General features: G+C 70.2%; 26 protein-coding genes. 15 read left to right on the top strand and 11 right to left on the bottom strand.

Going from position 1 to position 25,227, the window contains the following annotated elements; translation table 11 throughout:
• Positions 1-13 precede the first annotated feature (13 nt).
• Both ACQ3HE_RS10215 and ACQ3HE_RS10210 read right to left on the bottom strand, forming a co-directional pair.
• Positions 14-913: a pentapeptide repeat-containing protein gene (locus ACQ3HE_RS10215; protein ID WP_430892579.1), complete on the bottom strand. Its 900-nt coding sequence runs from the start codon at positions 911-913 to the stop codon at positions 14-16.
• A 172-nt stretch (positions 914-1,085) separates the two neighbouring features.
• Positions 1,086-1,970, bottom strand: a complete 885-nt coding sequence (locus ACQ3HE_RS10210) for a hypothetical protein (RefSeq protein ID WP_071261383.1) — start codon at positions 1,968-1,970, stop codon at positions 1,086-1,088.
• Positions 1,971-2,078: 108 nt separating this feature from the next.
• Here ACQ3HE_RS10210 and ACQ3HE_RS10205 point away from each other — a divergent pair, with 108 nt between their 5' ends.
• Positions 2,079-2,711 carry a Type 1 glutamine amidotransferase-like domain-containing protein gene (locus tag ACQ3HE_RS10205; RefSeq protein WP_430892577.1) on the top strand — a complete coding sequence of 211 codons (633 nt, stop codon included), beginning with the start codon at positions 2,079-2,081 and terminating at the stop codon, positions 2,709-2,711.
• A 187-nt stretch (positions 2,712-2,898) separates the two neighbouring features.
• On the opposite strand, the gene ACQ3HE_RS10200 is transcribed toward ACQ3HE_RS10205, so the two are convergent.
• Together ACQ3HE_RS10200 and ACQ3HE_RS10195 are read right to left on the bottom strand one after the other, a co-directional pair.
• The gene (locus ACQ3HE_RS10200; protein ID WP_430892576.1) at positions 2,899-3,711 is read right to left on the bottom strand and encodes an isocitrate lyase/PEP mutase family protein; all 813 of its coding nucleotides are present in this window, start codon (positions 3,709-3,711) and stop codon (positions 2,899-2,901) included.
• Between the two features lie 62 nt (positions 3,712-3,773).
• A complete protein-coding gene (locus ACQ3HE_RS10195; RefSeq protein ID WP_430892574.1) occupies positions 3,774-4,343 on the bottom strand; it encodes a hypothetical protein in 570 nt (189 codons plus the stop codon).
• A gap of 105 nt (positions 4,344-4,448) precedes the next feature.
• On the opposite strand from ACQ3HE_RS10195, the gene ACQ3HE_RS10190 reads away from it, so the two are divergent.
• Positions 4,449-4,865, top strand: a complete 417-nt coding sequence (locus ACQ3HE_RS10190; RefSeq protein ID WP_079704590.1) for a hypothetical protein — start codon at positions 4,449-4,451, stop codon at positions 4,863-4,865.
• Between the two features lie 21 nt (positions 4,866-4,886).
• Here ACQ3HE_RS10190 and ACQ3HE_RS10185 read toward each other — a convergent pair whose 3' ends face one another.
• Positions 4,887-5,732: a helix-turn-helix transcriptional regulator gene (locus ACQ3HE_RS10185; protein ID WP_430892572.1), complete on the bottom strand. Its 846-nt coding sequence runs from the start codon at positions 5,730-5,732 to the stop codon at positions 4,887-4,889.
• A 100-nt stretch (positions 5,733-5,832) separates the two neighbouring features.
• Here ACQ3HE_RS10185 and ACQ3HE_RS10180 point away from each other — a divergent pair, with 100 nt between their 5' ends.
• The 3 genes from ACQ3HE_RS10180 (at position 5,833) to ACQ3HE_RS10170 (ending at position 8,797) form a co-directional block, all read left to right on the top strand.
• On the top strand, positions 5,833-6,588 hold the full coding sequence (locus tag ACQ3HE_RS10180) for an SDR family oxidoreductase (protein WP_159876953.1): 756 nt from the start codon (positions 5,833-5,835) through the stop codon (positions 6,586-6,588).
• Positions 6,589-6,777: 189 nt separating this feature from the next.
• Positions 6,778-7,746, top strand: coding sequence for an alpha/beta hydrolase (locus tag ACQ3HE_RS10175; protein WP_430892570.1), 969 nt, complete (start codon positions 6,778-6,780; stop codon positions 7,744-7,746).
• A 64-nt stretch (positions 7,747-7,810) separates the two neighbouring features.
• Positions 7,811-8,797: a CdaR family protein gene (locus ACQ3HE_RS10170; protein ID WP_430892569.1), complete on the top strand. Its 987-nt coding sequence runs from the start codon at positions 7,811-7,813 to the stop codon at positions 8,795-8,797.
• 51 nt (positions 8,798-8,848) lie between these two features.
• Here the strand turns inward: ACQ3HE_RS10170 and ACQ3HE_RS10165 are convergent, their stop codons facing one another.
• The gene (locus tag ACQ3HE_RS10165) at positions 8,849-11,287 is read right to left on the bottom strand and encodes a glycoside hydrolase family 2 TIM barrel-domain containing protein (RefSeq protein ID WP_430892567.1); all 2,439 of its coding nucleotides are present in this window, start codon (positions 11,285-11,287) and stop codon (positions 8,849-8,851) included.
• A 166-nt stretch (positions 11,288-11,453) separates the two neighbouring features.
• Here ACQ3HE_RS10165 and ACQ3HE_RS10160 point away from each other — a divergent pair, with 166 nt between their 5' ends.
• Positions 11,454-12,512, top strand: a complete 1,059-nt coding sequence (locus ACQ3HE_RS10160) for a LacI family DNA-binding transcriptional regulator (protein WP_430892565.1) — start codon at positions 11,454-11,456, stop codon at positions 12,510-12,512.
• Between the two features lie 51 nt (positions 12,513-12,563).
• Here ACQ3HE_RS10160 and ACQ3HE_RS10155 read toward each other — a convergent pair whose 3' ends face one another.
• Positions 12,564-13,463: an NAD-dependent epimerase/dehydratase family protein gene (locus ACQ3HE_RS10155; protein WP_124768183.1), complete on the bottom strand. Its 900-nt coding sequence runs from the start codon at positions 13,461-13,463 to the stop codon at positions 12,564-12,566.
• A gap of 65 nt (positions 13,464-13,528) precedes the next feature.
• On the opposite strand from ACQ3HE_RS10155, the gene ACQ3HE_RS10150 reads away from it, so the two are divergent.
• Complete coding sequence (locus ACQ3HE_RS10150; protein WP_064295846.1) at positions 13,529-13,840, top strand: metalloregulator ArsR/SmtB family transcription factor; 312 nt, start codon at positions 13,529-13,531, stop codon at positions 13,838-13,840.
• 73 nt (positions 13,841-13,913) lie between these two features.
• Here the strand turns inward: ACQ3HE_RS10150 and ACQ3HE_RS10145 are convergent, their stop codons facing one another.
• Complete coding sequence (locus tag ACQ3HE_RS10145; protein ID WP_430892563.1) at positions 13,914-14,810, bottom strand: alpha/beta hydrolase fold domain-containing protein; 897 nt, start codon at positions 14,808-14,810, stop codon at positions 13,914-13,916.
• A 171-nt stretch (positions 14,811-14,981) separates the two neighbouring features.
• Between ACQ3HE_RS10145 and ACQ3HE_RS10140 the strand changes: the two genes are divergently transcribed.
• Complete coding sequence (locus tag ACQ3HE_RS10140; protein WP_430892562.1) at positions 14,982-15,476, top strand: GNAT family N-acetyltransferase; 495 nt, start codon at positions 14,982-14,984, stop codon at positions 15,474-15,476.
• A 24-nt stretch (positions 15,477-15,500) separates the two neighbouring features.
• Here the strand turns inward: ACQ3HE_RS10140 and ACQ3HE_RS10135 are convergent, their stop codons facing one another.
• Entirely contained in the window at positions 15,501-16,394 is an 894-nt protein-coding gene (locus tag ACQ3HE_RS10135) for a DUF808 domain-containing protein (RefSeq protein ID WP_430892560.1), read from the bottom strand.
• 131 nt (positions 16,395-16,525) lie between these two features.
• Between ACQ3HE_RS10135 and ACQ3HE_RS10130 the strand changes: the two genes are divergently transcribed.
• The 4 genes from ACQ3HE_RS10130 (at position 16,526) to ACQ3HE_RS10115 (ending at position 19,728) form a co-directional block, all read left to right on the top strand.
• Positions 16,526-16,927 (top strand): (R)-mandelonitrile lyase, encoded by a 402-nt coding sequence (locus tag ACQ3HE_RS10130; RefSeq protein ID WP_430892559.1) that lies wholly within the window; start codon positions 16,526-16,528, stop codon positions 16,925-16,927.
• 132 nt (positions 16,928-17,059) lie between these two features.
• Positions 17,060-18,223 (top strand): hypothetical protein, encoded by a 1,164-nt coding sequence (locus tag ACQ3HE_RS10125; RefSeq protein WP_430892557.1) that lies wholly within the window; start codon positions 17,060-17,062, stop codon positions 18,221-18,223.
• Positions 18,224-18,432: 209 nt separating this feature from the next.
• On the top strand, positions 18,433-19,377 hold the full coding sequence (locus tag ACQ3HE_RS10120; RefSeq protein WP_430892555.1) for an alpha/beta fold hydrolase: 945 nt from the start codon (positions 18,433-18,435) through the stop codon (positions 19,375-19,377).
• 90 nt (positions 19,378-19,467) lie between these two features.
• A complete protein-coding gene (locus ACQ3HE_RS10115) occupies positions 19,468-19,728 on the top strand; it encodes a hypothetical protein (RefSeq protein ID WP_064295852.1) in 261 nt (86 codons plus the stop codon).
• Positions 19,729-19,768: 40 nt separating this feature from the next.
• On the opposite strand, the gene ACQ3HE_RS10110 is transcribed toward ACQ3HE_RS10115, so the two are convergent.
• Entirely contained in the window at positions 19,769-22,060 is a 2,292-nt protein-coding gene (locus ACQ3HE_RS10110; protein ID WP_430892553.1) for an FdhF/YdeP family oxidoreductase, read from the bottom strand.
• Positions 22,057-22,935, bottom strand: a complete 879-nt coding sequence (gene fdhD / locus ACQ3HE_RS10105; protein ID WP_430892551.1) for a formate dehydrogenase accessory sulfurtransferase FdhD — start codon at positions 22,933-22,935, stop codon at positions 22,057-22,059. The genes ACQ3HE_RS10110 and fdhD overlap by 4 nt, the downstream gene beginning before the upstream one ends.
• A gap of 93 nt (positions 22,936-23,028) precedes the next feature.
• Between fdhD and mobA the strand changes: the two genes are divergently transcribed.
• From mobA to ACQ3HE_RS10090, 3 genes are read left to right on the top strand one after another with little or no spacing between them, the layout of a single operon-like run.
• Positions 23,029-23,712: a molybdenum cofactor guanylyltransferase gene (gene mobA, locus ACQ3HE_RS10100; protein ID WP_430892549.1), complete on the top strand. Its 684-nt coding sequence runs from the start codon at positions 23,029-23,031 to the stop codon at positions 23,710-23,712.
• Complete coding sequence (locus ACQ3HE_RS10095) at positions 23,709-23,981, top strand: DUF6457 domain-containing protein (protein ID WP_430892547.1); 273 nt, start codon at positions 23,709-23,711, stop codon at positions 23,979-23,981. Before mobA ends, ACQ3HE_RS10095 begins: the two co-directional genes overlap by 4 nt.
• On the top strand, positions 23,978-25,216 hold the full coding sequence (locus ACQ3HE_RS10090) for a molybdopterin molybdotransferase MoeA (protein ID WP_430892546.1): 1,239 nt from the start codon (positions 23,978-23,980) through the stop codon (positions 25,214-25,216). The genes ACQ3HE_RS10095 and ACQ3HE_RS10090 overlap by 4 nt, the downstream gene beginning before the upstream one ends.
• Positions 25,217-25,227 lie beyond the last annotated feature (11 nt).

Here is a 25,227-nt window from a genome sequence, read left to right as displayed (position 1 = left end):
GGCCGCCCGAGGCCTACGGGGACAACTCCCCATCTGTCGGGGAGGAAGCGCGACTCGCCGTCGTCCAGTGCCCCGGTCGGTCGAGGGTGGTCGGCAAGAGCGTCGACTCGTCGCCGAGAGCCGCGTTGAGCTGCATCTGGGTGAGGAACAGGGTGTCCGAGAGGTCGGCTCCGTCGAGGCGCGCGCCTCGAAGGTCCGCGCCCAGCAGGTCGACCCCGGACAGGTCGACGCCGCGGAGGTCCGCGGCGATAAGGGTCGCACCGCGGAGGTCGGCCCCGCACAGTCGGCGTGCTCGCAGATCGCGGCCCGCCAGGTCGGCGGAGGGGTGCAGGCCGTCGTGCTGCTCGGCTTCGGCGGTCGCGAGGTAGCCGCCACGTGCCTCCTCGCTGGCCTCGACGAGCACGTGTCGGACCTCGTCGCGAAGGGAAGCGATGTCGCAGTCGAGGATGACGGCGGTGCCGCCGCCGATGATCCCCTGGATGCTGTTGTCGAGGCGGTGGGCGTGGTCGGCGATATCCGGCGAGGCCATCCGCTCGGCGGCTTCGACGAGGTACCAGCGCATCTCCTGCAGCTGTCGGACGACGGAGAACGTGGCGAACATCTCGGCGCTCGTGTCGGGGCGTTCCCGCCAGCTCGTGCCGCCGAAGAGCTCCTGCGACACGAGTTGGCCCGCGCCGAAACAGTCGAAGACGGTGCACCCGCGGAACCCTCTCGGACGCAGGGATTCGTGGATGGTGCAGGAGAAGTCGTCCGCCAGATTGAGGCAGGGCGTTTCCGCTGGTTTGTCGATCGGGAAGTCGGTCGATCGTTGGAACCCGAAGGCGGTGCAGCAGAGCGCGAAGCAGTCAGCGCAGTTCGCGCGAAGCGCCGAGCGGCCGTCGGAGTGGGTGGAGGAAGCGTCGATGGACGTCATGCGTGGGTGTTCTTTCCGGAGTGGTTTCGAATGGGGGCCGGGGTGCAGGGGAACTCCGCAGGGAGCTCCCGTTCCGGGCGCACGAAATCACCGCCCCTCGTGGGAGGAGCGAACGGGTGTCGCTGAAAGGCCTCTGGGTCACAGAGAGGAAGAACGGTTCACTGCGTTCAGGCTACCCCGCCCGGTTGTGCACGTGCCAGGCTGCGACGCAGTCCTGCATCGGCAGGCCGACGGCGAGGTAGACGGTGCGATCGTGCGCGGACCGGGCGATCCGCTCACCCCGGAGCACCAGGCTGATCGGTGTGGTCGGTCGCTGCAGGATCGGCTCGACGAGGGCTGGGTCGTCGGCGTAGCGGGTCGCACCCGCCAGGGTCTCCTCGGGAAGCTCGCGTTTGCCGGGTTCGTCCATGCCGAGCACCGTGATGTGCTCGCAGGCCGCGAGCGCCGCGGCTTCGGCGACCGGCCGGCGTCCCCAGGTCGCTGTCATCGCCGAGGTCGCCGTCGTCAACGCCTGCTCGACCGTCGCCGCGACCGTCGAGCCCTCGCCCAGCTCGGCCCGCAGTGACTCGGCTCGGGCGGCATCCGGGTCGTGGATCCGGAATCCGACCGAGGGGCGTCGACGCTGCAGGGCTCGCGCGAAGGTCGCCCCTTGGACGCCGGCTCCGATGATCGCCACCGGTCCCGGTGTCGCGGCTGCGGTCAGGTGGTCGTGGACGTACGCGGCACTGAGCGCGGTTCGTTGTGCCGTGAGCCAGCCGCTGTCCATGATCGACAACAGGGCGCCGTCGGGCAGGCGGTGGAGCAGGATGGTCCCGTGCACGGCCTCGCGTGCGGTCGGGTTCTTCGCATGGACCTTCACCGTGTAGGCCGGGATGCCCTCGTGGCGACCGGGCACGAGGACCATGGCCGTGAGGTTGTCGTTGATCGGGACGCGGATGCGTTGCGGCGCACCCTCGCCCGTGTACGAGCGGAGTGCTGCACCGAGTTCCTCGGTGAGCTGCTCGACGTCCACAGCGGCGCGGACCTGTTCCCGGTCCAGGACCTGCGGTGATGTCATACGTCCACTCCAGCACAGCCACGGGAGCCGGTCCAATCCCGCGCATTCGCGGTGATGGTGGTACAGGGCCGGAGCGGCCGTGTCGGCGGTATCTTCTAGCGTGTCTCCGTGAAGATCCTCCTGCTGTCCCGCCAACCGGGCGCCATGGCGCCGTTCCTCGCCGAGTCGACCGATGCGGCGGGTCGTCGGCTGCGACTCGGGTACGTCGACGACGCGCAGGTGGCGTTCGCCGAGGCTCCCTTCGTCCGCGCCGAGCGCGAGTCGGTGGAGGCCCTCGGCCACGAGGTCGTTCGGGTCACCGTCCGCGAGACCGCGCCTGCCGACCTCGACCGCACGCTGGCGGACCTGGACGCGGTCTACGTCGCGAGTGGAAGCACCTTCGCCCTGCTCGAGGCGTTGCGGAGCTCCGGGAACGACACGGTGATCACCAGGCACGTGCGGGCGGGCCTGCCGTACATCGGTGCCAGCGCCGGATCGATCATCGCCGGACCGGACGCCACCCCAGTCTCGCTCCTGGACGACCCTGCCGACGGCCCGACACTCACCGGATTCGCCGGGCTCGCGCTGATCGACCGAACGGTGATCCCGCACGCCGACGGCCAGTTGCCGCCGTACCCGCCGGAGCTCATCAGCCGGACGCTGGAGCAGTACGCCGACGACTACCCGCTGGTCCCGCTCCGCGACGATCAGGCCCTGCTGATCGACGGCGCGACGGCGACGGTGATCCCGTCGAGTCCGTGAGGCCGGCGAGCACGTGCAGCGACGCGCCCCGCGTATCTGACGGACGCCGAGTTCGATCTGCTGCACGACCTGCTCGCATCGCCGCCGGAGGTCGACGTCGTCCTGGACATCTCCGGCTTCACGATCGACCGACAGCTCGAGGCGATCCGCGACGTGTGGTCGTCGTACCGCTGACCCCGTCGGGGGTTCAGTCCCGGATGAGCTGGTTCAGTGCGGCCCAGCCGAGCGTGGGCGGTGATGCGGGAGCTGCATCGGGCGTCTCGAGCATCGCCGTCGCCCACTGCTGCGCGAGGCTGTAAGCGGCTTCCGCGATCGACGAACCAGCGCTGATGCGACTCGCGCCGGCTCTCGCGAGCTCGCTGATCGTCAGCGTTCCCGGACCGAAGGCGACGTTGAGCGGCAGCGTCGTCGCATCGGCGAGCCGCTCGATCGTGTCGGCTCGGAGGGCACCGAGCACGAAGATCCCGCTCGCGCCGGCCCGTGCATACGCAGCGGCACGCGTCACCGTCTCGTCGAACCAACGGTCGTCTCCGATGTCGCCGAGTCGATGCGTGTCGATCCGGGCATTGATGAAGAGGGGGATCCCGGCCTGGTCAGCGGCAGACCGTGCTTCCTCGATCCGTCGTTCCTGTTCCGCGATCGGGCGGAGGGAGTCCTCGAGGTTCACCCCGGAGGCGCCCGCGTCGATGCAGGAGGCGGTCGTGCCGGCGACCTCGTCCGGTGTCTCTCCGTAGCCGCCCTCGATGTCCGCGGTGAGCGGGACGGGCACCGCGGATGCAATCCGTCGCACGGTATCGAGGGCGACGTCGCGGGTCAGCTCGTTCCCATCGCGGTGCCCGAGCGACCAGGCGACCCCGGCACTCGTCGTCGCGATCGCGCGGGCGCCGGACGCCAGGATGGCGCGGGCGGAGGCGACGTCCCAGGCGTTCGGCAGGATCAGCGGGTTTCCGGGGACGTGCATCGCCTGCAGGACGAGCGCGCGTTCGAGCGGTGTGGTCATCAGGCAAGTCCAGCACATCTCGCCTGGCCGTTCGACCGCGTGGGTGGCTGAGACCCTGGGGGTCAGCGGACGGAAGGCGTGAGGGCTGAGCTCAAGCGGGACATCGGGATCGCGCCGGGGAACGGCTCGCGCGTCGGCTCCCAGCCCGGTTCGGTGAGACGCCGCTCGGTGACGTTCGTCGTCTGCCCGTCCCAGATCCTTGTGAGGACATTGCCGGTGCGCCGGCTCAACATCGTGATGATCAGGTTGAGCGGCGAGATCGGGACGGGCATCTCGACGTCGAGCAGGATGCAGAGCCGACCCGAGTACAAAAACTTCGGATCGTGGTTCACGAACCACCCGCCGCCGCCGATCCGCAGGTAGGTCTCGCCGATGTATCGCGTGGCACCGTCGTTGAAATCGGTGTCCTGCTCCTGCGCAAAGGCGTGGCGGTCCGGCCAACGGTGGAGGATGAGCCGCTCGAGGGAGACGAGCGAGTCCCGCGAGTAATCGGTGACGACCTCGCGCGGTGTGAGGAAGTCCCCGAATCGTGCGAGGCGTGGTTGCATGATCTCCAGCCACTCGATCAGCAGCTTGTCCTGCTCTGGTGTGTGTGACTGCTCGCCGGTCTCGGTGCGTCCGTCGTCGCTCATCCCTCGAACGTACGCGGTGCGCGACAGGCAGGGAATGGGGACATCTCCCCTCGGTGTGGTTGGCTGGGCCACATCTGATCGAATTCGTGACCCTAGGAGGTAGCCGTGCGTGTCTTCGGTGTCTTTGCCCTCGTACTCGCCGCTCTCGGCCTCGTGGTCGCCTCGCTGGTCGTGATCGGCAACCCGGATCTGGCCGCACCCGGTCCGCAACTCCTGCCGTACCAGGCGTACGACTCCTGGCGCTTCACCCTCGGCCTCCTGCTGTGGGGTGCGGGTGTCTGGCTCGCGGTCGGCATCCTCGCGGTGTCGCGTCAGCCGGGGCTCGCATGGCTCGTGCTGCTCGCGTTCATCCCGCTACTCGTGGTCGACCTGATCGGCGGCGGGCTGATGCCGAGCTTCGTCCTGGCGCTCCTCGCGGTCGTCGTCCTCGGCCTGGTCGTCCCGGTGATCGTCGGGGTCGTCGGCGTCGCGATCGGCGGGGCTGTCCGGCGTCGGAAGCTGCGGACAGCACCGACGGCCTGAACCGTTCGGCCGGCGCTTCCGCTACCGCGCACCCTCGAAGGTCTGCGTCCCGAGCACGGCGAGGAGCTTGAGCTTGCCCTCCGCCGGTGTGTGAGGCGCGGCCGTGAGGACGAGGAGTGCCTGCGACTGGTCCTCGGTGAACAGGGCCTGGCAGTCCAGCTCGATGGGGCCGATCTCGGGGTGGATGAGCACCTTGTGGTCCTCGAAGCGCCGCCCGACCTCGTGCGTCGCCCACAGCCGCCGGAACTCCTCACTGTGCCCGGTGAGGGCCTCGACGATGTCGCCCGCCGGCGACTGCGCCCCCAACGAGCCGTAGGCCGCACGCAGCGACGCGACCTGCGCTCGACTCTGCCGGTCCCGGTCCTCGGCGGGGTATCGCTCGCGTTCCTCCGGGTGCAGGAACCAGCGGTAGATCGCGCTGCGTTCCAGGCCCCGGTACCGGTTCGCATCGCCGAACAGCGCCCGGGCCGGGTCATTCTGGACGAGCGTCTCGCCGAGCGCCGACAGGATCAGCGCGGGTGCGTCGGTGAGCCGGTCGAGGACGCGCAGAAGCGCCGGCGCGACGTAGTCGGTCGCTGCGAGGCGGGTCGGCGCGTTGTGTCCGGCGATCCGATACAGGTAGTCGCGTTCCTCTGCACTCAATCGGAGCGCCCGCGCGAGCGAACCCAGCATCTGCGTGCTCGGCTGCGGACCCCGCTGCTGCTCGAGCCGCGCGTAGTAGTCGGTCGACATCGCTGCGAGCTGTGCGACCTCCTCGCGTCGGAGCCCGGCCGTCCGTCGCCGAGGTCCGCTGCTCAGACCGACGTCCGCGGGCTGCAACGCCGATCGGTGTCGGAGGAGGAAGTCGGCGAGCGCTGGGCGATCCATCCCGCCAGTATCCGCCTCCGCGGCCAGGCGATCCAGGGATCGCGGATCCATGGATCGCCGCACCCTGGTGCGGCCGTCGTCACCGACGGAGACTCGATCCATGCAGATCACCGGAAACACCGTCTTCATCCCCGGCGCGACGAGCGGCATCGGCCTCGCTCTCGCACGACGCCTCCACGCAGCCGGCAACACCGTCATCATCGGCGGGCGACGCACCGAACTCCTCGAGTCGATCGCCGCCGACGAGCCCGGCCTCCACACCGTGCGGATCGACACAGCAGATCCTGCGAGCATCGAAGCCGCGGCGAAGCAGGTCATCGCGGAGCACCCGGAGATGAACGTGCTCATCACGATGGCCGGCGTCATGCGCGGGGAGGACTGGACCGGTTCCGACTTCGTCGCGACCGCCGAGGAGATCATCACGACGAACGTCCTCGGGCCCATCCGGCTCATCGGTGCGTTCATCGAGCAGCTCCGCAGCCGACCGGACGCGACGATCATGACCGTATCGTCCGGGCTCGCCTTCACCCCGCTGCGGGTGACGCCGACCTACAACGCGAGCAAGGCGGCCATCCACATGCTGAGCGAGTCGATCCGCCTCCAGCTGGCGGACACGGGCGTCCGTGTCGTCGAGCTCGTCCCGCCGGCCGTCCGCACTTCGCTCATGCCCGGCCAGGAGGAGAGCGACTTCGCGATGCCACTCGACGCGTTCGCCGACGAGGTCATGGGCCTCATCGAGTCGCAGCCCGACGCCACGGAGATCCAGGTCGAGAACGTCAAGTTCCTGCGCTACGCCGAGGTCCGCGGCGAGTACGACCAGACCGTCGCGATGCTCAACCGCCTCGACCCGCACTAGGCGCGTTCGTTCGCCCGGATCTGCACGAAATCAGGCTGAGATCGTGCAGAATCGGGCGACTCAGCGCGTGCGGAGCCCGCCAGATGGCGGTGCGATGCCGGGAAGACGGGCACGTTCGGCGGGTGAGTCGGGCCGTCGCGAGCAGCAGACTGGGGACACCGTCATCCGCTGTGGACATTGGAGTTCATCATGACCGCGACCGCGAACCACCCGCCCTTCGATCCCGAGCTCGCCGCGGTCCTCGCCGCCGTCGGTGATCTGATGCCCTCGACCCTCACCGCCGACATGATCCCGATGCTGCGTCAGGCGTCGCCGGTCTCGCTCCCCGTGGACGAGATGCTCGCCGAGGCCGGGGTCGAGCGCCGCGATCTGACCATCGCCGGGTACGAGGGTGCCGAGATCTCCGTCTCCGTGCTCGCGCGAGCCGGCAAGGTCGGCACCGGCCCCGGAGTGTTCCACACCCACGGCGGCGGGATGGTCATGGGCGACCGCTTCGTGGGGCTCGGCCAGTTCCTGCCATGGATCGTCGAACTCGACGCCACGGTCGTCACCGTCGAGTACCGACTCGCACCGGAGTTCCCCGACCCGTACCCGGTGGAGGACTGCTACGCCGCACTCGTCTGGACGGCGGAGCACGCGCAGGAACTCGGCATCGATCCGGCTCGGTTCATCATCGCGGGAGCGAGCGCCGGTGGAGGGCTCGCCGCTGGTGTCGCGCTCCTGGCCCGCGATCGGAGCGGTCCGGAGCTCGCCGGCCAGGTCCTCATCTACCCGATGCTCGACGATCGCGACGCCACCGTCTCGACCACGCAGATCGACGGGGTCGGCGTCTGGGACCGGGGCAGCAACATCACCGGCTGGACCGCACTGCTCGGCGACCGTGTCGGAGGCGACGACGTCTCCATCTATGCCGCCCCGGCACGCGCAACCTATCTGACCGGCCTGCCACCCGCCTTCATCGACTGCGGCAGTGCAGAGGTCTTCCGTGACGAGGACGTCGCCTACGCGACGTCGCTCTGGCAGGCCGGCGTCCAAGCCGAGCTCCACGTGTGGCCGGGTGGGTTCCACGGATTCGACATGCTCGCGCCGCACGCCGAACTCGCTCGGGCCATGACCGCCGCCCGGAACGCCTGGGTCGCTCGCCTGCTCGCGCCCTGAGGGCATCGCCCGTGACGGCCCGGTTCCCTATGCTGGGTCGTCACAGGCACATCGGAGTGACGCCATGCAGGAACTCGTCGGCCGCCTCACCGCTTTGGACCCCGAGGCGAGTGAAGGCCTCAAGGTCATCGCCTACTTCGACGCGCTCGTCGCGGGCGGGGTGAACACCGAGGCGCTCACCCGCGGAGCAGCCGTCCTGGCCGGGGTGCCCGCAGGAGCGCGTACGCCCGAGGCCGCCGTCCGCGTCGATCCTGCCGGCCACCGCCTGCCCGTCGACCCCGCGGACTGGCCGACGCGCACGGTCGCCGGTGACGGGTCCGTCTGGTTGGAACGCGTCGGAGTCGCCCACGCCAACGACGCGATCGTGCTCGAACGGTTCGCGCTCGCCGTGGCCCTGCTGCGGTCGCGGCGTCACCCGCAGGCGGACTCGTCGGTGCAGATCCTGCTCGATGCCGACCGTTCCGAGTCGGAACGATCGCAGGCCGCCGAACGACTGTCCCTCTCCGGCTCGACCCTGCGGGTGATCGCGACGTCACCGTCGGTGCACCCGCTCGGCGGTCCGTCGGCCCTCACGGTCGGCACCGGTGGCGTGCTGCGGGCCACGATCGTCAGCGGTCCCGACTCGGTGCCGGGACCGTCTACTGTCGACGGCGTCGCCGGGATCGGACGCCCGGGCGTCGCGACCCAGCTGGTGCGATCGTGGGCGGACGCGCAGTTGGCCATCAGCATGACGGACGCCTCCCACCGGGTCGTCGACATCGCGGACCTCGGTATCCTCGCTGACGCGGTCCGGGAGTTGGCCGCCACCGCCGCTGGGGTGCCGGACGTCTCGGCGCTCGCCGCACTCGACGATCGTGCCGTGCGGGTGCTCGACGCGCTGGTGCGAGGCGACAGTGTGCGGTCAGCAGCGCAGGAGCTCGGCATGCACCACTCGACGTTGCAGGGCAAGCACGAGCACTTCACCCGGATCCTGGGATATGACCCTCGCGAGCCGGTCGGACGGGCGCGCTACGAACTCGCCTCGCTGCTGCTCAGATCCATGGGGCGTTGAGTCGCCCCGTTCTGCACGGAATACGGCGATGTCCGTGCAGAATCGGGCGACTCAGCGAGCCGCTGCCTCCAGATCCACGACGACGTCGTCGAGGCTGGCGCCGCTCACCGTCACCGTGATGGCACCGGGCCCGCTCGGCCGGACGATCGCCAGCGCTCGTCCGTCGAAGGTGGTGCGCGTGGTCGCGTCGAAGCGCTCGGTCGTCTTCGGGGTGCCGGTTCCGAAGCCCGCGAGCCGCCCCGCCCCCGCGACGCTGACCGAGACCTCGCGGTCAGCGCCGGTGACCAGGACGCCGGCCGCGTCCCGCAGCTCGATCGCGATGAAGGCGAGATCGGTGTCGTCGGCGCGGAGCGTCGTCCGGTCGGCGGTCGCCACGAGCCTGGTCGGGCCGGTGGCGGAGACGAGCGCGGTGCGTCCGACCTCCGCGCCCGAGCGGAACGCGACCGCCTCGAGCGTGCCCGGCCGGTAGACGGTCTCGAACACGGCGAGCTTCGGCCGGCGTCCACCCACCGGCCCACGCGCCACCTCCACACCGTCGAGCAGTAGGGCCACCTCGTCGGCATCGGCGGCGACCTCGACCGTCACCGGCGCGCCCTCGAAACCGGGCCACGTCCACGAGTCGACCGAGTCGCTCCATGCCCACGGCGACTGCATCGTGATCGTGTGCCCGTGGTGTTCCGGTCGGAGCACCGCGATGGCCGGCTCGGACCGCAGGCCGAAGACGATCTCCCGGTAGTACGACACCGGCCGCCGCCAGCCGGTGATGTCGAAGTCGCCGCACCACGCGGTGAGGTACGGGAACTCGCGCTCGAGTGCGCCGTTCGCCTCCGGGTCCTCAGCGTAGGAGGTCGCACCGATGCCGACCTCGCCGAGGTAGTCCCAGCCGGTCCAGGTGAAGTCGCCGATCACGTTCGGGTTCACCTCGACGAGCGGCCAGAGGTCGCCGATCTGCGTCGGGAAGGTCTCCGAGCCGACGATCACGCGGTGCGGGAACCGCTCGGCATCGCTCGCGTAGCGGCCGTCCGCGTAATTGAGACCGAGGACGTCGAGGGCTGCACTGGACTCCTCGGTGCGCGTCGTGACGGCGTCGGAGGAACCGATGAGGCTCATCATGTTCGCGCCCGCTTCGCCCATCAGCTCGTTCAACCCCTGGTCCGACGCCATGATGCCGTCCAGATCGTCGAGCACGGCCAGGGTCGCGTTCACGCCGTTCGTCACGAGTCGTGTCGGATCCAACGCGCGCACGTGCTCGGCGAGTTCCCGCGCCTGGATCGCACCGTGCGGGGTGCCGACCTCGACGATCTCGTTGCCGATCGAGTACATGATCACGCTCGGATGGTTCATGTCCTTCGCCACCATCGACTCCAGATCGGCCCGCCACCACTGCGCGAAGTCGAGGGAGTAGTCGTGGTCCGTCTTGCCCCGGCCCCACATGTCGAAGGCCTCGTCCATGACGAGCATGCCGATGCGGTCGCAGGCGTCGAGCATGGCGGGCGACGCCGGATTGTGGGCCGCGCGGATCGCGTTGAAGCCGGCGTCCTTGAGGAGCTGGATACGCCGTTCCTCGGCGCGCGCGATCGACGCTGCACCGAGCGGACCGTTGTCGCTGTGGACACAGGCGCCGCGCAGGAGCACCGGCTCGCCGTTGATGCGGAGACCCTTCCGAGGGTCGACGGTGACCGTGCGGATGCCGTGGACCGTGTGGACGACGGCCGCCTCGTCGGCGGGTCGGTCGTCGACCTCGAGCGAGGTCCTCGCCGAGTACAGTGCCGGCGAGTCGACGCTCCACAGGGCTGCGTCCGGCACGTACAGGCGCTGGCGGATGAGCGCGCTACCGCCTGGCGCGACGGTGACCGGCGTGCGCTCGCCCTCCACCACGCTCCCGTCCGGGCCGGCGAGTTCCGTCACGAGGACGCGCGCGCTCCTGGTGAGACCCCGGTTGACGATGGTCGTCGCCACTTCGAGCACCGCCTGGTCGTCCTCGATCCGGATCGTCGTGATGCGGACACCGTCGGGTTCGACGTGCGTGGGCTCGTCGACGTGCAGGAGGACCGGGCGGTGCAGGCCGGCTCCGGCGTACCAGCGGGAGTCCTGCCCTGCGCGGGTCTCGATGCGCAGCGTGTTCGTCTCGCCGAAACGGAGGAACGGGGTGAGCTCGACGAAGAAGCGCGCGAAGCCGTCGGCACGATTGCCGGCGAACTCGTCGTTGAGGTACACCATCGCGTGACGGAACGCGCCCTGGATCTCGAGCCGGACGATGCGACCGGACCACTCGGCGGGGACCTCGAAGGTCTTCACCTGGCTGAACGCGCCGGCGGGGAAGTAGGCGGCCCCGCCCTTCGCGACTGCGTCCGGCGAGCGCTCGGTATCGCGCAGGGCGTCGTGCGGGAGGGTCACGGCCAGCGAGTCGTCGGCACCGCCCTGGACGGCGGCGAACGGGCCTCGGGGTGCGCGGACGATCCAGTCGCCGGTGAACGGGATGGTGGTCATGACGTGCTCCAGTGCAGATCGGGATGACGAAAGTCTTTCGGCGTCGTGCGCCCTGACCCCGAAGGTAGGCTGAGCGGCCACGCGTCGTCAACGCGTCGATTCGAAACTGTTTCGCTAGGCTGGGCGCGTCGGACGGCTGCCCGCTGCGGGACGAGGGAGAGGCTCCATGGCACGCACACCAATGACGGGTCCGACGCTGGCGTCGATCGCAGAGCGCGCCGGTGTCTCGATCGCGACCGTCTCGAAGGTGATCAACGGTCGTTCGGGCATGTCCGAGGCGACCCGTGCCCGGGTCGAGACGGCCGTGCGTGAGCTCGGGTACCGCCCGACACCCCGGTCGATCCCCGGTGCTCCGCGAACCATCCACGTCGTGTTCGACACCCTGCACAGCGTCTACTCCCTCCGTGTCCTCGACGGCATGGTCGCCGCGGCACAGCGGTCGGACGTCGATCTCGTGACGCGGGTGCTGTCGCCCGGTTCCGGCTTCGGGTCCACGGATGCGACCGGAGACGAGGTGGCGCTCGACCGCAGCTTCGTCGACGGCGTCGCGGCGCGAGGTGCGATCGGCATGATCGTCGTCACGACGCCCATCGCAGCCGACGTCGTCGATGCCTGCCTCGACGCGGGCATTGCGCTCGTCGCGGTCGACTCGCCGGATCCGCTCGACCGCTCGGTGGCGAGCATCGGGTCGAGCCATGCGGCCGGTGGTCAGCAGGCGGTCGAGCACCTCGTCGGCCTCGGGCATCGGCGGATCGCCTTCGTGGGCGGACATCCGGCGAATCCCGGCCTCCATGCGCGGGCGATCGGCTATCGAGAGGCGCTCTTGTCGGCCGGTGTCAGGCTCGACCCAGGGCTCGTCTCGGAGGAGGGGATGGGCACCTCGGCGCGGGCGGTCGAGCGCATGCTCGCACTCGACGACCCGCCGACCGCCGTGTTCGCGACCAACGACGCCGACGCCTTCGCCGTCATCCGCACGGTCGTCCAGGCCGGTCTCCGCGTGCCGGAGGACGTGAGCGTGGTCGGCTACGACGACACGTACTCGGCGATGCTGACCGTTCCGCTCCTGACGACCGTCCACACCTCGATGCACGACATCGGCCGGGCGGCGGTCGACACCGTCCTCCGCCTGCATGCCGGCGAGCGGCCGTTCTCCCATCACCTCGAGCTCGCGACGACGCTCATCGCGCGGGAGTCGACGGGGCCGGTCCCGCCCTCGACGCCCTGAGTTGCCCGAATCTGTGCGTTTCAGCCCGAATTTCGAGCAGTTTCGGGCGACTCAGCGGGACGAGCGCGGCAGGCGGAGGTCGTGGAGCGTGAAGCGGCCGACGGGGAGCGCGGCACGGATCCGGGACTCGTCGAAGCGGCGTGAGGGACGGAGGTCCGCGGGGAGTTCCGGTGCCGCTGGGGCCGCCTCGCTCACTCCTTCCGCCAGCATCTGCGCCTGCGCCTTCGCCACCAACGGCGTCTTCATGAGGCGTTCCGTCGCGCGCGCGAGCAGGCGGATCGTCCACACGGGGACCGGGACGTACAGCGGGCGGCGTCCGGCCACGTGCGCGATCCGGCGCACGGCCGCACCCAGCTCGAGCTCCTCGGCGCCCATGACCGCGACGGTCGGCTCCGACACCCGGCCCTCGAGTGCTGCGACGAGGACGTCGACGGCGTCCGCGACCGGCACCGGACGCACGCGGCGCTCGCGGTAGCCGACGGTCGCGAACACCGGGAAGGTGCGGACGGCCTTGGTGACGTGATCGACCATGTGGTCGCCTGCGCCGTAGATCATGCCGAACTTGAGGACGGTGTGCGCGATGCCCGAGCCCCGCACGATCTCCTCGGCCGCCCACTTCGTCTCGTGGTACCCGGAGCCGCAGTCGGGGCGCGCGCGGAGGAAACTCACCAGCACGATGCGACCGACGCCGGCGCGACGGGCCGCGTCCACGACCGCCCGGGTGCCGTCGACGTGCACGCGCTGGAAGGTCTGGTCGCCGAGCTCCCGGTTGATCCCGGCGCAGTGCGCGACCGCGTCGCAGTCGGCGAACGCGGCGGTCAACGCCTCGACGTCGTCGATCTCCACGCCGGTGCGTCGGGAGACGACGACGATCTCGTGCCCGTCGTGCTGCAGTCGCTCGGCCAGGTGTCGTCCGACGAACCCGGTCCCACCGGTGATGGCCACTCGCATGCTGTCTCCTTCGCTTGTTAGCAATATAGCGAAACTGTATATCGCAATTGTGCTAGATTGCAAACATGGCAGATACAGCGTCGGACATCTTCGCCGCGCTCGCTCATCCGACGCGGCGGCAGATCCTGCAGGACCTCAAAGACGGCGAGCTCGCCGCGGGGGAGATCGCCGCACGCTTCGACGCCACCGGTCCGACCATCTCGCGGCACCTGAGCGTCCTGCGCCAGGCCGGCCTCGTCTCCGAGCGCCGCGATGCGAACCGCATCCTCTACTCACTCGTCGGTGAGCGCCTCGCGCTGTCGGTGGGCGACTTCCTGTCCACCGTCTGTCCGGAGCAGATGGTCCTGCGCGAGGTCCGGAAGCGCCGGACCGCGTAGCTCGGTCTCGATCCGGCCCTGAGTCGCCCGAAGATGTCCGATTCCGCCGCGATCTCGAGCCGTTTCGCGCGACTCAGCGCAGCCCGCGCGTGACGCTGTGGACGATCGTCTGCGTGGCGGCATGTCCGGCGCGGGTCGGCAGCAGTGCCCAGACGTGGAACTGTCCGGCGCCCTCGTGGTAGTCGACCGTGACGCCGGCCGCTTCGGCTCGGTCGACGAGCAACTCGGCGTCGGGGTTGAGGACGTCGCGGGTCCCGCTCAAGACCGTGAGCGGCCCGAGCTCGGCGAGGTCGCCGAACAGGGGGCTCACGGTCGGATCGGTGATGTCCAGGTCGCCGCGCCAGTGCTCCGCGAACACGCGTCCGCCGGGCGTCGCCAGCCAGGGGTCGCTCGGCTGCACGAGCGGGATCCGCGGGTTGCTCCAGGTGAGGTCGAGCGCTGGAGACAACAGGGTGGTCATCGGCAGGACGACGCCCTCGTCTCTGAGTCGGAGCGCGGCCGACAGGGCGATCTGACCGCCGGCCGAGTCGCCCGCGAGGACGGTCGGCCCGTGCCGCTCGATGCTGCGCCGGACCAGCTCGACGACACCGGTCTGTGCCACGGCCGCGGTGCCGTAGGGCACGAGCGGATAGATCGGCAGCGTGACCACCGCACCGGTCTCCGCGGCGATGGTGGCGGCCAGCGTCCAGTGCTGCGGTGCGATCTCGCCGACCCAGCCGCCGCCGTGCGCGTACACGACCCCGCCGATCGCCGGTCGTCGCGTGGGGGACACGGTGTACACCGGCCAGTCTCCGAAACGTTCGACGTCGACCCGGACGTCGCTGCGGAGGGTGCCGGGCGGGCCGTAGGACGCCGGCCGGAGGGTGCGTTCCCGGATCCGGCGGCGCGCGCCGGCCTCACTCACGAAGGCGCGGTTCGCGCGGATCAGTCGGAGCGCGGGGCCGACGACGGCGCCTGGGATGGTGAGCACGGTGCCTCCGCGGTTGACGGGTTCCTGGGTCTCGCCACGGTAGCAGCGCAGGCTGGGCAGGAGTCCCCGTCATGCTGGAGGTGAAGCGCTCCGACGGGTCTGCGTCGTGGGACACTGGCAGACGGCGGCGACGTGCCGATCGCGCCGCAGTAGCCGTCCCGAAGGAACCGCATGCCCGAGCTGAACCCCGTCGTCATCGAGCGAGTCGCCTGGGACGACGAGCGGGCCGTGCGGCTCCGCGCCGCGATGGACGAGGAGATGGACGCCCGGTACGCGTCGGCCTGGGAGGCCTGGGACCCCGAGGCTGCCGAGCGAGCGCTGACCGCGTTCACCGTCGATCCTGCCGACATCAGCGCGACCTTCCTGGCCCTCATCGACGGCGAGCCGGTCGGCCACGCCGCCCTGCGCCGACTGCACGGCGAATGGGAGCTCAAGCGCGTCGTCACCCTCCCGGCTCATCGCGGGCGGGGCGTCTCGAAGCGTCTGATCATCGCCGTCGAGGACACCGCCCGTGCCGAGGGGGCGTCCCGCCTCATCCTGCAGACCGGCGACCGCCAGCCCGAGGCCGTGCGGCTCTACGAGTGGCTCGGCTACGAGCCCATCCCGATCTACTCGCCGTACGAGGTCATCCCGATGTCGCTCTGCTACGCCCGCCCGCTCCGCTGACGCTCGGCAGCGCGGCTGTCTCCGCTAGTGAGTAGCTTTCGCGGGCTGGTTCCGTGACCGCAGGCGCGAGATCCCGGTCACGATCGCGACGACGATCAGACCGAGGACGAGTCCGAACACGGCGGACATCGCGGTGTCGGCGATCCAGACGACGACCGGTCCGGCGGCCTCGATCGCGTGGGTGACGACGTGCAGGAGGTCGTACGGGACGTGCCAGAACGTCTCGGCGAGGTTCGCGATCACGAGGTGGCCGCCGACCCAGAGCATCGCGACCGTGCCGACGATGCTGATGACGCGGAAGACCGCGGGCATCGACGCGACGATCCGTGCGCCGGTGCGGCGGACGCCGCGTGACGGGTTCTTCATGAGCCGGAGTCCGATGTCGTCGATCTTCACGAGCAGGGCGACCGCGCCGTAGACGACCGCCGTCATGACGAGGCCGATGACCAGGAGGGCGCCCAGTGTCATCCAGATGCCGAGCCCGGAGTCGAGGCTGGCGAGGGAGATGAGCATGATCTCCGTGCTGAGGATGAGGTCGGTGCGGACCGCCCCGGAGACGAGCTTCTTCTCGTCGCGGACGTCCTCCTCCGCCTCCGCGTGGTGCAGGCCGAACCACTCCATGACCTTCTCCGCGCCCTCGAAGCACAGGTAGGTGCCTCCGATGATGAGGAGGAACGGCAGCACCCAGGGCGCGAACGCCGTGAGCAGCAGGGCGATCGGGATGATGATGACGAACTTGTTGATGAGGCTGCCGCGGGCGATCCGCCACACGACCGGCAGTTCCCGCGCGGGGGTGAGCCCCTGCACGTACTGCGGGGTGACGGCCGCATCGTCGATGACGACGCCGGCGGTCTTCGCACTCGCCTTGAGGGCTGCGCTGAGGATGTCATCGACAACGGCGAGCAGGCCGACCGACATGTGCTTCTCCTTGGCTCGGGGGTCACACCGCTGCGGGCTCGGCGGGGACGGAGTCCACAGTACTGTCGATCGCCGAAGGGTGTACTGCTGGACACTCCCTCGCCGACGTGCACGGTCGTAGCGTCGTCCGTATGCAGATCCAACCGAAACCCGCGACGATCAAGAACCCCGCCGAGCAGTTCACCGGCGACGTCTACCTCGACCTGCTGGCCGCGCCGCAGCAGGACGGCCAGCACATGGTGGTCGCAAAGGTGCGGTTCCTCCCCGGCGCCCGCACCGCATGGCACTCGCATGCCAACGGGCAGACCCTCCACGTCACCGAGGGAGTCGCCCTCATGGGCACGCGCGACGGTGCCGTTCTCGTCGTCCAGCCGGGTCAGACGGTCTACACCCCGCCCGGCGAGGAGCACTGGCACGGAGCCACGCCCGACGATTACATGGAGCACCTCGCGATGTTCGAACGGGCGGACGACCCGGCAATGAGCACGACCTGGCTCGAGCACGTCGCCGAAGCCGACTACCACCGCCCCTGACCGACTGCCCGACCGCGACCCCGCTTCTCCGCTGTGGAGAAGCGGGAGTCCTCCCCAGAGGTAGGGAGGCCTCCCTTCCATGCGGATGCCACCCCGGTACTGTTGGCACTCACGACAGATTGGGGATTTCGAATGGTCGAGACCACACCGCGCCGCTCACGGTCGGCAGTGCTCGCGCTGACCTTGACGATCGGAACGCTCGTCGCGGCGGCGATCATCGGCGGATACTTCATCATCGTCGGCGATCAGGCCGACATCGCCGGGCGGGTCTGGCTCACGCTGCTGCTGCTCGCGGCCTTCGTCGGTGCCGTGTCGCTCGACGCCGCAGCCGGCCACGGACCCAACAAGTGGTACCTCGCGGTGTCGACGTTGGTGAACATCTTCCTCGTCACCGTCGGCCTCCTGAAGCTGTGGAACGGGTGGCTCCAGCCGCCGAACACCTCCGACGGGTTCGTCTGGTCCACGCAGATCATGCTGTTCCTCGGCATCCTCATCATCGTGCGTCTGGCGCTCATCATCATCCAGGTGTACTTCCTCCACTTCGTCACCCGCGCCACGTCCACCGTGGTCAGGGCCACCGGCATCGTGACGATCGCGCTCATCATCGCCACGGTCCTCGTGCTCGTGCTGCCCATGGCGTTCCCCGAGGGCACCTGGGCTGACTGGTGGTGGCGCATCGCCGCGGCCACGACGCTCGCTGCGGCGATCTCCGCCGTGATCCCCGTGATCGTGCGGGCGTTCTCGCCGAAGCCGGAGGGCGAGCGGGTGAGCTACGGGCAGCAGCCGTACCGTCCGGAGGTCTACCAGCAGGCCGCACCTGGTTACCCCGTGCAGGGTTACCCGGGTCAGCAGGGATACCAGGGCCAGCAGGGCTACCCGGGACAGCAACCGCAGCAGCCGTACCAGGGGCAGCCGTACCCCCAGCAGCCGTACCAGGGGCAGCAGCAGCCGTATGGCGGCCAGCCGAACCCCGGCCAGTATGGGCAGGGGCACCCGGGGCAGGGCTACCAGGGGCAGCCATACCAGGGGCAGCCGGCCCCGCAGCAGCCCACCCCGCAGCAGCCGGGCCAGCAGTGGCCCACGCCCTCCTGGCAGGGGTCCGCGCCCGGGCAGCCTGCTCCCGCACAGCCCGCGCCGCAGCAGTGGGGGCCTCCGCAGCCACAGGCTCCGTCGTCGCCGGTTCCGCCCGCCCCTCCGCAGCAGGACCAGCAGCGTCCGCAGGAACCGAAGCAGCCGACGGAGCCGCAGCAGCCGACGGAGCCGCAGCAGCCGCAGAGCCCGCCGCCCGCCGAGTAGGCGAACCGACCACGAGCCGGCTCGAAGCCCACCGCTTCCAGTCGGCTCCGTCGTCGGTCGCACTCGAAGCCTCGCTTCGCTTGCGCACAACTGCGTAGCCACGTCGGGCACGTCTTCGCCCAGCGGCGGATGTGGCGATGCGCTCGCTCCGTGAGTATGGAATCGGCGCGGTGCGACCGCCCGCCGCCGACTCCTCACGATGGGTGACGATGCGCAAGCTCCTGAAGGTTCCACTGATCTCGATCGCCACGATCGCCGGCCTCGTCGCGGCGGGCCTCGCGACGACGAGCATCGTGAACGCCGTCGCGAGTTCGTCGGAAGCGGGCGAACTGCAGCCCTACGGGCAGTTGGTCGACGTCGACGGTAAGGACATGAACGTCGTCATCAGTGGTTCCGGCGCCGAGACGATCGTCCTGCTGCCCGGGCAGGGCACCGCGGCACCCGGCCTCGACTTCGAGCCGCTCGTCGATGAGCTCAGCGACCAGTACCGGCTGGTGGTCGTCGAGCCGTTCGGCTATGGCCTCAGCGATCAGACGGACGTGCCCCGGACCTCGGCCAACATCGCCGGTGAGGTGCACGCCGCCCTGCAGCACCTCGGCATCGACCGGTACGTCCTCGCCGGACACTCGATCGCCGGCATCTACGCCCTCGAGTATCTGGAGCGGTTCCGCGCCGAGGTGACGGCGTTCATCGGGATCGACACGAGCGTCCCGACCCAGCCCGGAAGTGACGAGCCGACACCGACCGACGGCGTCGAGACGCTGAAGGCCCTCGGCATCCTCCGCCTCCTCACCGCCAGCGCGCCCGACCCGTACGAGGGCCTCCCGTACGACGCCGCCACGAAGCGCCAACTCGCGATCCTGACGAACCGCAATGCGATGTCGCCGACGCTGCTCGACGAGATCGCCCACACGCCCGGCAACTTCAAGGCGGCCCGATCCCAAGCGTTCCCGGCCGACCTGCCGATCCTCATGTTCGTCGTCGGCGACGACCCGGAACTCTCCGACTGGGTGCCCCTTCACGAGGAGCAGCTCGCCGGAGTCGACCGGAGTGAACTCGTCCGACTCGACGGCGGCCACTACCTGCACCACACCGAGGCGACGGTGATGGGCGAGGACATCAAGCGGTTCCTCGCCGACACGCCGGGAGACTGAATCCCCGGCCGATCCGGGCTGGCGTGTCGTTGGATGTCGGGTTAGGCTCACTCTCTATCGAACGTATGTTCGAACGACGGGAGGCCACGCATGTTGATCACGAGCACCGAGATCGCGGTCTGGACGACGCCGGCAGGCGTGCCGGAGCGACTCTTCTGGGATGGAGCCCGGTACCTCGTCACCGACACCCCGACACCACTCGAGCCGAACGTCTCGTTCGTCACCCATCCGCCCGCGGCGACCCCCGCCTGGCGGTTCCAGGCGACCGCTGCAGACGGCCGGTCCTTCGTCTTCGACATCCGACTCGACGCCGCGCGCGGACGCTGGCAGCTCCTCCGAGCGTACGAATGAACCGCTCGGACCGTCGCCCGCGCCGACGTCGCTCCGGGTGTCAGGCGGCCGGCTGCAACCGCACGACGATCGCCTTCGAGACCGGGGTGTTGCTCCGGTCGGCCGTCGAATCGAGCGGGACGAGGACGTTCGCCTCGGGGAAGTACGCCGCGGCACATCCACGAGCGGTCGGGTAGGAGACGACGCGGAAGCCGCGGAGCTCCCGATCCGGCTGCCCGGCCCACTCGCTGAAGACGTCCACCGTCTGCCCGTCGTCCAAGCCGAGGTCGCGGAGGTCGTCCGGGTTGACGAAGACGACGTTCCGGCCCTTCTTGATGCCGCGGTACCGGTCGTTCAGGCTGTAGATCGTCGTGTTGAACTGGTCGTGCGAGCGCAGGGTCTGCAGGAGCAGCCGACCGGGCGGGCAGTGGATCGGTTCGAGCTCGTTGACCGTCAGCAGGGCGCGCCCCTCGGGGTTCGTGAACGTGCGGGAGTCCCGCGGTCCGTTCGGCAGGACGAAGCCGTCCTCGCGGCGGATCTGCTCGTTGTACCCCTCGCAGCCCGGCACGACCCGTCCGATGTGTTCGCGGATCGTGTCGTAGTCGTCCTCGAACGCCTGCCAGGCGATGCCCGAGTCCTCACCGAGCGTCGCACGCGCGAGGCGCGTGATGATCGCGACCTCGGAGAGCAGACCGGGCGCTGCCGGCGGGATGCGGCCGTGCGAGGCGTGGACCGCGCACACCGAGTCCTCGACGCTGACCATCTGCGGTCCGCTCGCCTGCAGGTCGATCTCGGTGCGCCCGAGGGTCGGCAGGATGATCGCCGCTTCACCGGTGACCGCGTGCGACCGGTTGAGCTTCGTGGAGATCTGCACCGACAGCTGCGTTCCGCGGATCGCGGCCTCGGCAGCGGCCGTGTCGGAGATCGCCGCGACGAAGTTGCCGCCGAGCGAGATCCACGTGCGGACCTCGCCCCGCTGCATCGCTCGGATCGCGTTCACCGCGTCGACCCCGTGCTCCCGTGGCATCGGGACCGCGAACTCGCGCTCCATGGCAGCGAGGAAGGATTCGGGCATCTGCTCCCAGATGCCCATCGTCCGGTCGCCCTGCACGTTGCTGTGCCCGCGGATCGGCGACGCACCGGCGCCCGGCTTACCGATGTTCCCGCGGAGGAGGAGCAGGTTGATGATCTCCTTGATCCCGTTGACCGCCGCCTTGTGCTGGGTCAGACCCATCGCCCAGGTGACGATCGTCGCGTTCGAGGCGATGTAGCGTTCGGCGAGTTCATCGATCTGCTCGCTCGTGAGGCCGGTCGCCTCGAGCACCGCCGCCTCGTCGAGGTCGGCCAGGTGAGCCGTGAGCTCGTCGAGTCCGAGGCAGTGCTCGGCGAGGAACGCGTGGTCGAGGATCGTCCCCGGAGCCGCCGCCTCGGCCTCCAGGACCCGCTTCGAGACCGCCTGCAGCAGCGCCATGTCGCCGCCGAGCCGGATCTGCAGGAACTGGTCGGAGATGACCGTGCCGCGCCCGACCATGCCGCGGACCGTCTGCGGGTTCTTGTACCGCTCGAGCGCCGCCTCGGGGAGCGGGTTCACCGAGACGATCGTCGCGCCCGCCTGCTTCGCGTCCTCGAGCGCCGTGAGCATGCGCGGATGGTTCGTGCCCGGGTTCTGGCCCATGACGATGATGAGGTCGGCCTGCTCGAAGTCCTCGTACCGGATGGTCGACTTCCCGACGCCGATGACCTCGCCGAGCGCCGTGCCGGTGGACTCGTGGCACATGTTCGAACAGTCGGGGAGGTTGTTGGTCCCGAAGGCGCGGACGAAGAGCTGGTAGACGAAGGCCGCCTCGTTCGACGCGCGGCCGCTCGTGTAGAAGACGGCTTCGTCGGGGGACTTCTGACCGCGCAGCTGCTCGCCGACGATGGCGAACGCCTCGTCCCAGCTCACCGGCCGATAGTGGTCCGAACCGGCCGGCTTGTAGACGGGCTCCGACAGCCGACCCTGCATGCCGAGCCAGTACTCCGACTTGTCGGCGAGATCGGTGAGCGAGTGTTCGGCCCAGAAGCCGCTCGGGATGACGACCGGTGTCGCCTCCCAGATGACGGCCTTCGCGCCGTTCTCGCAGAACTCGAGCTTCTTGCGGTCGTCCGGGTCGGGCCAGGCGCAGCTCATGCAGTCGAAGCCGCCGCGCTGGTTGATCGAGGTGAACAGCTCCGCGGTCCGCTTCGGCCCGAGTTGCCGGAGGGCGGGCTCCATCGAATGCAGGATGCCGGGCAGGCCGACGGCGACGTGCTTCGGGTGGGTGACCTCGATGTCGGCGTCCGTGACGTCCTCGACGGGCGGTTCGGCGCTCATGCGTTCGCTCCGGTCTGGAATGCGGACGCTGCCGAACCGTCGGCCGAGTCGGCGAGCCGGTGTGCTCCGCTGTAGACGACCATCGAGTCGCCGCGGAGGAAGCCGACGAGCGTCATCCCGAGTTCGGTGGCCAGTTCCGCGGCGAGCGACGACGGAGCGGAGACGGCGGCGAGCATCGGGATGCCGGCCATCGAGGCCTTCTGCGTGAGCTCGAAACTCGCGCGCCCCGATACCATCAGGACCATGGAGCGGAGCGGGAGCAACCCTTCCTTCGCTGCCCATCCGACGACCTTGTCGACAGCGTTGTGTCGGCCGACGTCCTCGCGGAGCACGAGCATCTCGCCGGTGCGGGCGTCGAACAGGCCGGCCGCGTGCAGACCGCCGGTGCGTTCGAAGACCGCCTGCTGGGCCCGGAGGCGGTCGGGGAAGGTCACGAGGAGCGCCGGGTCGAGGCGGAAGTCGTCGTCCGCGACGGAGTAGCGAGAGCTCGTCCGGACGGCGTCGATGCTCGCCTTGCCGCAGAGGCCGCACGAGCTGGTGGTGAAGAAGTTCCGTTCCAGGCTCGGATCGGGGGCGGGGACGCCGGGGGACAGGGCGACGTCGAGCACGTTGTACGTGTTGACGCCCTCGTCCGTCGCGCCGGCGCAGTACCGTGCGGTCCGGACGTCGTCACCCCGACCGATGACACCCTCGGAGACGAGGAAGCCGATCGCGAGGTCGACGTCATGGCCGGGCGTCCGCATCGTGATGGCGAGCGAACGACCACCGACGCGGATCTCGAGCGGCTCCTCGACGGCGAGGACGTCCTCGCGGGTGCGCGCGGGCTGTCCCACCGTGATGCGGGTGACGCGTCTGCGCGCCGTGATGCGAGTCATGGCTCATGGCTATCACCACCATCGGACGAGGGCAAGGTGCCTCACCGGATCCGCAGCCGCCTCGGGGGTTGGATCGCGGCCTAGGCTGGTGCCATGTCCGTCGACGCGATCATCCTCGCGGGAGGGCGGTCCTCCCGCCTCGGCGGCGTCGCGAAGGCGTCGTTGCTCCGCGACGGCCGGACGCTCCTCCAGCTCGCGATCGATGCTGCGCGGGCGGCCGGCGGCCGTGTCGTCGTGGTCGGCCCCGAGGTCGGGACGACCGCTCCGGTCCGCTTCGTCCGCGAGCGCCCCGTGTTCGGCGGTCCTGCCGCGGCCATCGCCGCAGGCCTGGACGCTCTGCGTGATGGCGTCGCGGCGGAGGGTCCCGCGCGGGTCGCCGTCCTCGCCTGCGACATGCCGGATGCCGCGCCGGCGCTCGCCGCCGTGCTCGATGCAGCCACAGCCACAGCCACAGCCGGGACCGACACCGACGGCTGGGTCGCGGTGGACGACTCCGGTCGTGAGCAGTCGCTGCTCGCCGTCTACCGTCAGGAGGCCCTGGAAAACCGGGTCGCCGCACTCCGGGCGTCACAACCGAGCGGTGACCTCGCGGGTGTCTCCGTCCGCCAGCTCCTCGCCGGACTCGTCCTCCGCCAGGTGCCCATTCCCGACGGCGGCTCGGCCGACGTCGACACCTGGGCCGATGCCACCGAACTCGGGGTCGTCACCGCCGTCGAGTCGCCGGCATCGACCGCGTCCACCATGCCGACCGCCGACCCTGAGGAGCGTCTCCCATGACCGATGACCTGCTTGCCGTCCTCGCCGACTGGACCGAACGGGTGTCCGCCGAGCTGGAGCTCGGCGACGTCGCGGTCGACATCGACGCCGTCCTCGGACTCGCGGGCACGGCAGCGCACGCCGTGCTGCGTCCGGCCGCCCCGCTCACCACCTACCTCGTCGGCATCGCCGTCGGGAAGGCGCTCGCGAGCGGGGCGGATCCGGTCGCCGCCGCCGAGGCCGCGACCGCGGCGGTCGAACGGCTGGTCGCCTCGGACTCGACCGCATGACGAGGTCCTCCTGGTCGGACGCCCGCAGCATCGCGCATGCGGCGGGTGCCGCGCAGCGGTCCGACGTCGTCGACACCCTGGCGCTCTCCGAGGCTCTCGGACATGTCCTCGCGGCGCCGCTCGTCTCGCCCATCGCGATCCCGCACTACGCCTCCTCGGCGATGGACGGCTGGGCGGTGGCCGGGGTCGGCCCGTGGACCTTGCTGACCGGTGGAGACGCCGAGCACGCACGATCGGTCGGACTCGGCGACGGTGTCGCGGTCGACGTCCTGACCGGTGGACTGATCCCGGCGGGCGCCGAGGCCGTGCTCCAGCTCGAGCACGGCATGGTCGAGCACGGTTCGGGATCAGCTCGCCTCCACCTCGCACCGTCCGCACCGAGCGGGGAGCCGCGGACGGGGCGGCACATCCGGCCCGCCGGAATCGAGTCACCCGCAGGGTCGACCGTCCTCGACGGGGGCACGCGCCTGGGGCCCGTGCACCTCGCGGTCGCCGCCGGTGCCGGCTTCGACCGCGTGTCCGTCGTGCCGACCCCGCGGGTCCGCCTGGTCCTCACGGGCGACGAGGTCGTCACGAGCGGCGTGCCCGCACCCGGGTTCGTGCGCGACAGCTTCGGTCCATCGCTCCCGGGAGTGATCGCCTCGCTCGGTGGCGTCGTCACGTCCAGTGTCCGTGTCGGCGACGACGCGTCCACCACGGCCGACGCCCTCGGGCTGACGAGTGCGGTCGGCGCTCCTGCCCGCCACCCGCGGGACCTCGTCGTGACCACGGGTGGTACCGGGGACTCCCGGGCCGATCATGTCCGAGCGCTGCTCCGCGACGCGGGTGCCGACTTCCTCGTGGACGGCGTCGACGTCCGCCCGGGTGGCCCTGCGCTGCTCGCGCGGCTGCCGGACGGCCGCCTGTTCGTCGGGCTGCCCGGCAACCCGCTCGCCGCACTGCTCAGTGTCCTCACGCTCGTGCACCCGGTGCTCGCGGGCTTCCAGGGACTCGAGCTCCCGGCCCTGCGACCGGCGGTGCTCGCCTCGCCCGTCGACGGGGTCCGTTCCGGGACGGTGCTGCGTCCGTACCGCTCGGTGCACGATCCCGATTCGGCGACGCCGCATGCGGAGCCGACGCCCTGGCACGGGGCAGCCATGCTCCGCGGGCTCGCCGACGCCGATGGCGTGCTCGTGTGCCCGGGCTCCGGCACAGCCGCGGGCGGCCTGGTACCGAGTCTCGACCTGCCCTGGTGATCGCGCCTCGG

Origin of the sequence: Plantibacter auratus (assembly GCF_050587365.1) — a bacterium.
GTDB lineage: Bacteria > Actinomycetota > Actinomycetes > Actinomycetales > Microbacteriaceae > Plantibacter > Plantibacter auratus.
The sequence above is the reverse complement of the archived record's forward strand: the minus strand, read 5'-3'. Positions and strand labels throughout refer to the sequence as shown.

Coding starts and splice junctions, on each gene's coding strand:
- ACQ3HE_RS10155 (WP_124768183.1), bottom strand. CDS start 13,463: ATGCGAGTGGCCATCACCGGTGGGACCGGGTTCGTCGGACGACACCTG.
- mobA (WP_430892549.1), top strand. CDS start 23,029: ATGTCCGTCGACGCGATCATCCTCGCGGGAGGGCGGTCCTCCCGCCTC.
- ACQ3HE_RS10095 (WP_430892547.1), top strand. CDS start 23,709: ATGACCGATGACCTGCTTGCCGTCCTCGCCGACTGGACCGAACGGGTG.
- fdhD (WP_430892551.1), bottom strand. CDS start 22,935: ATGACTCGCATCACGGCGCGCAGACGCGTCACCCGCATCACGGTGGGA.
- ACQ3HE_RS10125 (WP_430892557.1), top strand. CDS start 17,060: ATGGTCGAGACCACACCGCGCCGCTCACGGTCGGCAGTGCTCGCGCTG.
- ACQ3HE_RS10180 (WP_159876953.1), top strand. CDS start 5,833: ATGCAGATCACCGGAAACACCGTCTTCATCCCCGGCGCGACGAGCGGC.
- ACQ3HE_RS10160 (WP_430892565.1), top strand. CDS start 11,454: ATGGCACGCACACCAATGACGGGTCCGACGCTGGCGTCGATCGCAGAG.
- ACQ3HE_RS10165 (WP_430892567.1), bottom strand. CDS start 11,287: ATGACCACCATCCCGTTCACCGGCGACTGGATCGTCCGCGCACCCCGA.
- ACQ3HE_RS10200 (WP_430892576.1), bottom strand. CDS start 3,711: ATGACCACACCGCTCGAACGCGCGCTCGTCCTGCAGGCGATGCACGTC.
- ACQ3HE_RS10175 (WP_430892570.1), top strand. CDS start 6,778: ATGACCGCGACCGCGAACCACCCGCCCTTCGATCCCGAGCTCGCCGCG.
- ACQ3HE_RS10135 (WP_430892560.1), bottom strand. CDS start 16,394: ATGTCGGTCGGCCTGCTCGCCGTTGTCGATGACATCCTCAGCGCAGCC.
- ACQ3HE_RS10215 (WP_430892579.1), bottom strand. CDS start 913: ATGACGTCCATCGACGCTTCCTCCACCCACTCCGACGGCCGCTCGGCG.
- ACQ3HE_RS10150 (WP_064295846.1), top strand. CDS start 13,529: ATGGCAGATACAGCGTCGGACATCTTCGCCGCGCTCGCTCATCCGACG.
- ACQ3HE_RS10130 (WP_430892559.1), top strand. CDS start 16,526: ATGCAGATCCAACCGAAACCCGCGACGATCAAGAACCCCGCCGAGCAG.
- ACQ3HE_RS10170 (WP_430892569.1), top strand. CDS start 7,811: ATGCAGGAACTCGTCGGCCGCCTCACCGCTTTGGACCCCGAGGCGAGT.
- ACQ3HE_RS10140 (WP_430892562.1), top strand. CDS start 14,982: ATGCCCGAGCTGAACCCCGTCGTCATCGAGCGAGTCGCCTGGGACGAC.
- ACQ3HE_RS10210 (WP_071261383.1), bottom strand. CDS start 1,970: ATGACATCACCGCAGGTCCTGGACCGGGAACAGGTCCGCGCCGCTGTG.
- ACQ3HE_RS10090 (WP_430892546.1), top strand. CDS start 23,978: ATGACGAGGTCCTCCTGGTCGGACGCCCGCAGCATCGCGCATGCGGCG.
- ACQ3HE_RS10120 (WP_430892555.1), top strand. CDS start 18,433: ATGCGCAAGCTCCTGAAGGTTCCACTGATCTCGATCGCCACGATCGCC.
- ACQ3HE_RS10110 (WP_430892553.1), bottom strand. CDS start 22,060: ATGAGCGCCGAACCGCCCGTCGAGGACGTCACGGACGCCGACATCGAG.
- ACQ3HE_RS10185 (WP_430892572.1), bottom strand. CDS start 5,732: ATGGATCGCCCAGCGCTCGCCGACTTCCTCCTCCGACACCGATCGGCG.
- ACQ3HE_RS10115 (WP_064295852.1), top strand. CDS start 19,468: ATGTTGATCACGAGCACCGAGATCGCGGTCTGGACGACGCCGGCAGGC.
- ACQ3HE_RS10195 (WP_430892574.1), bottom strand. CDS start 4,343: ATGAGCGACGACGGACGCACCGAGACCGGCGAGCAGTCACACACACCA.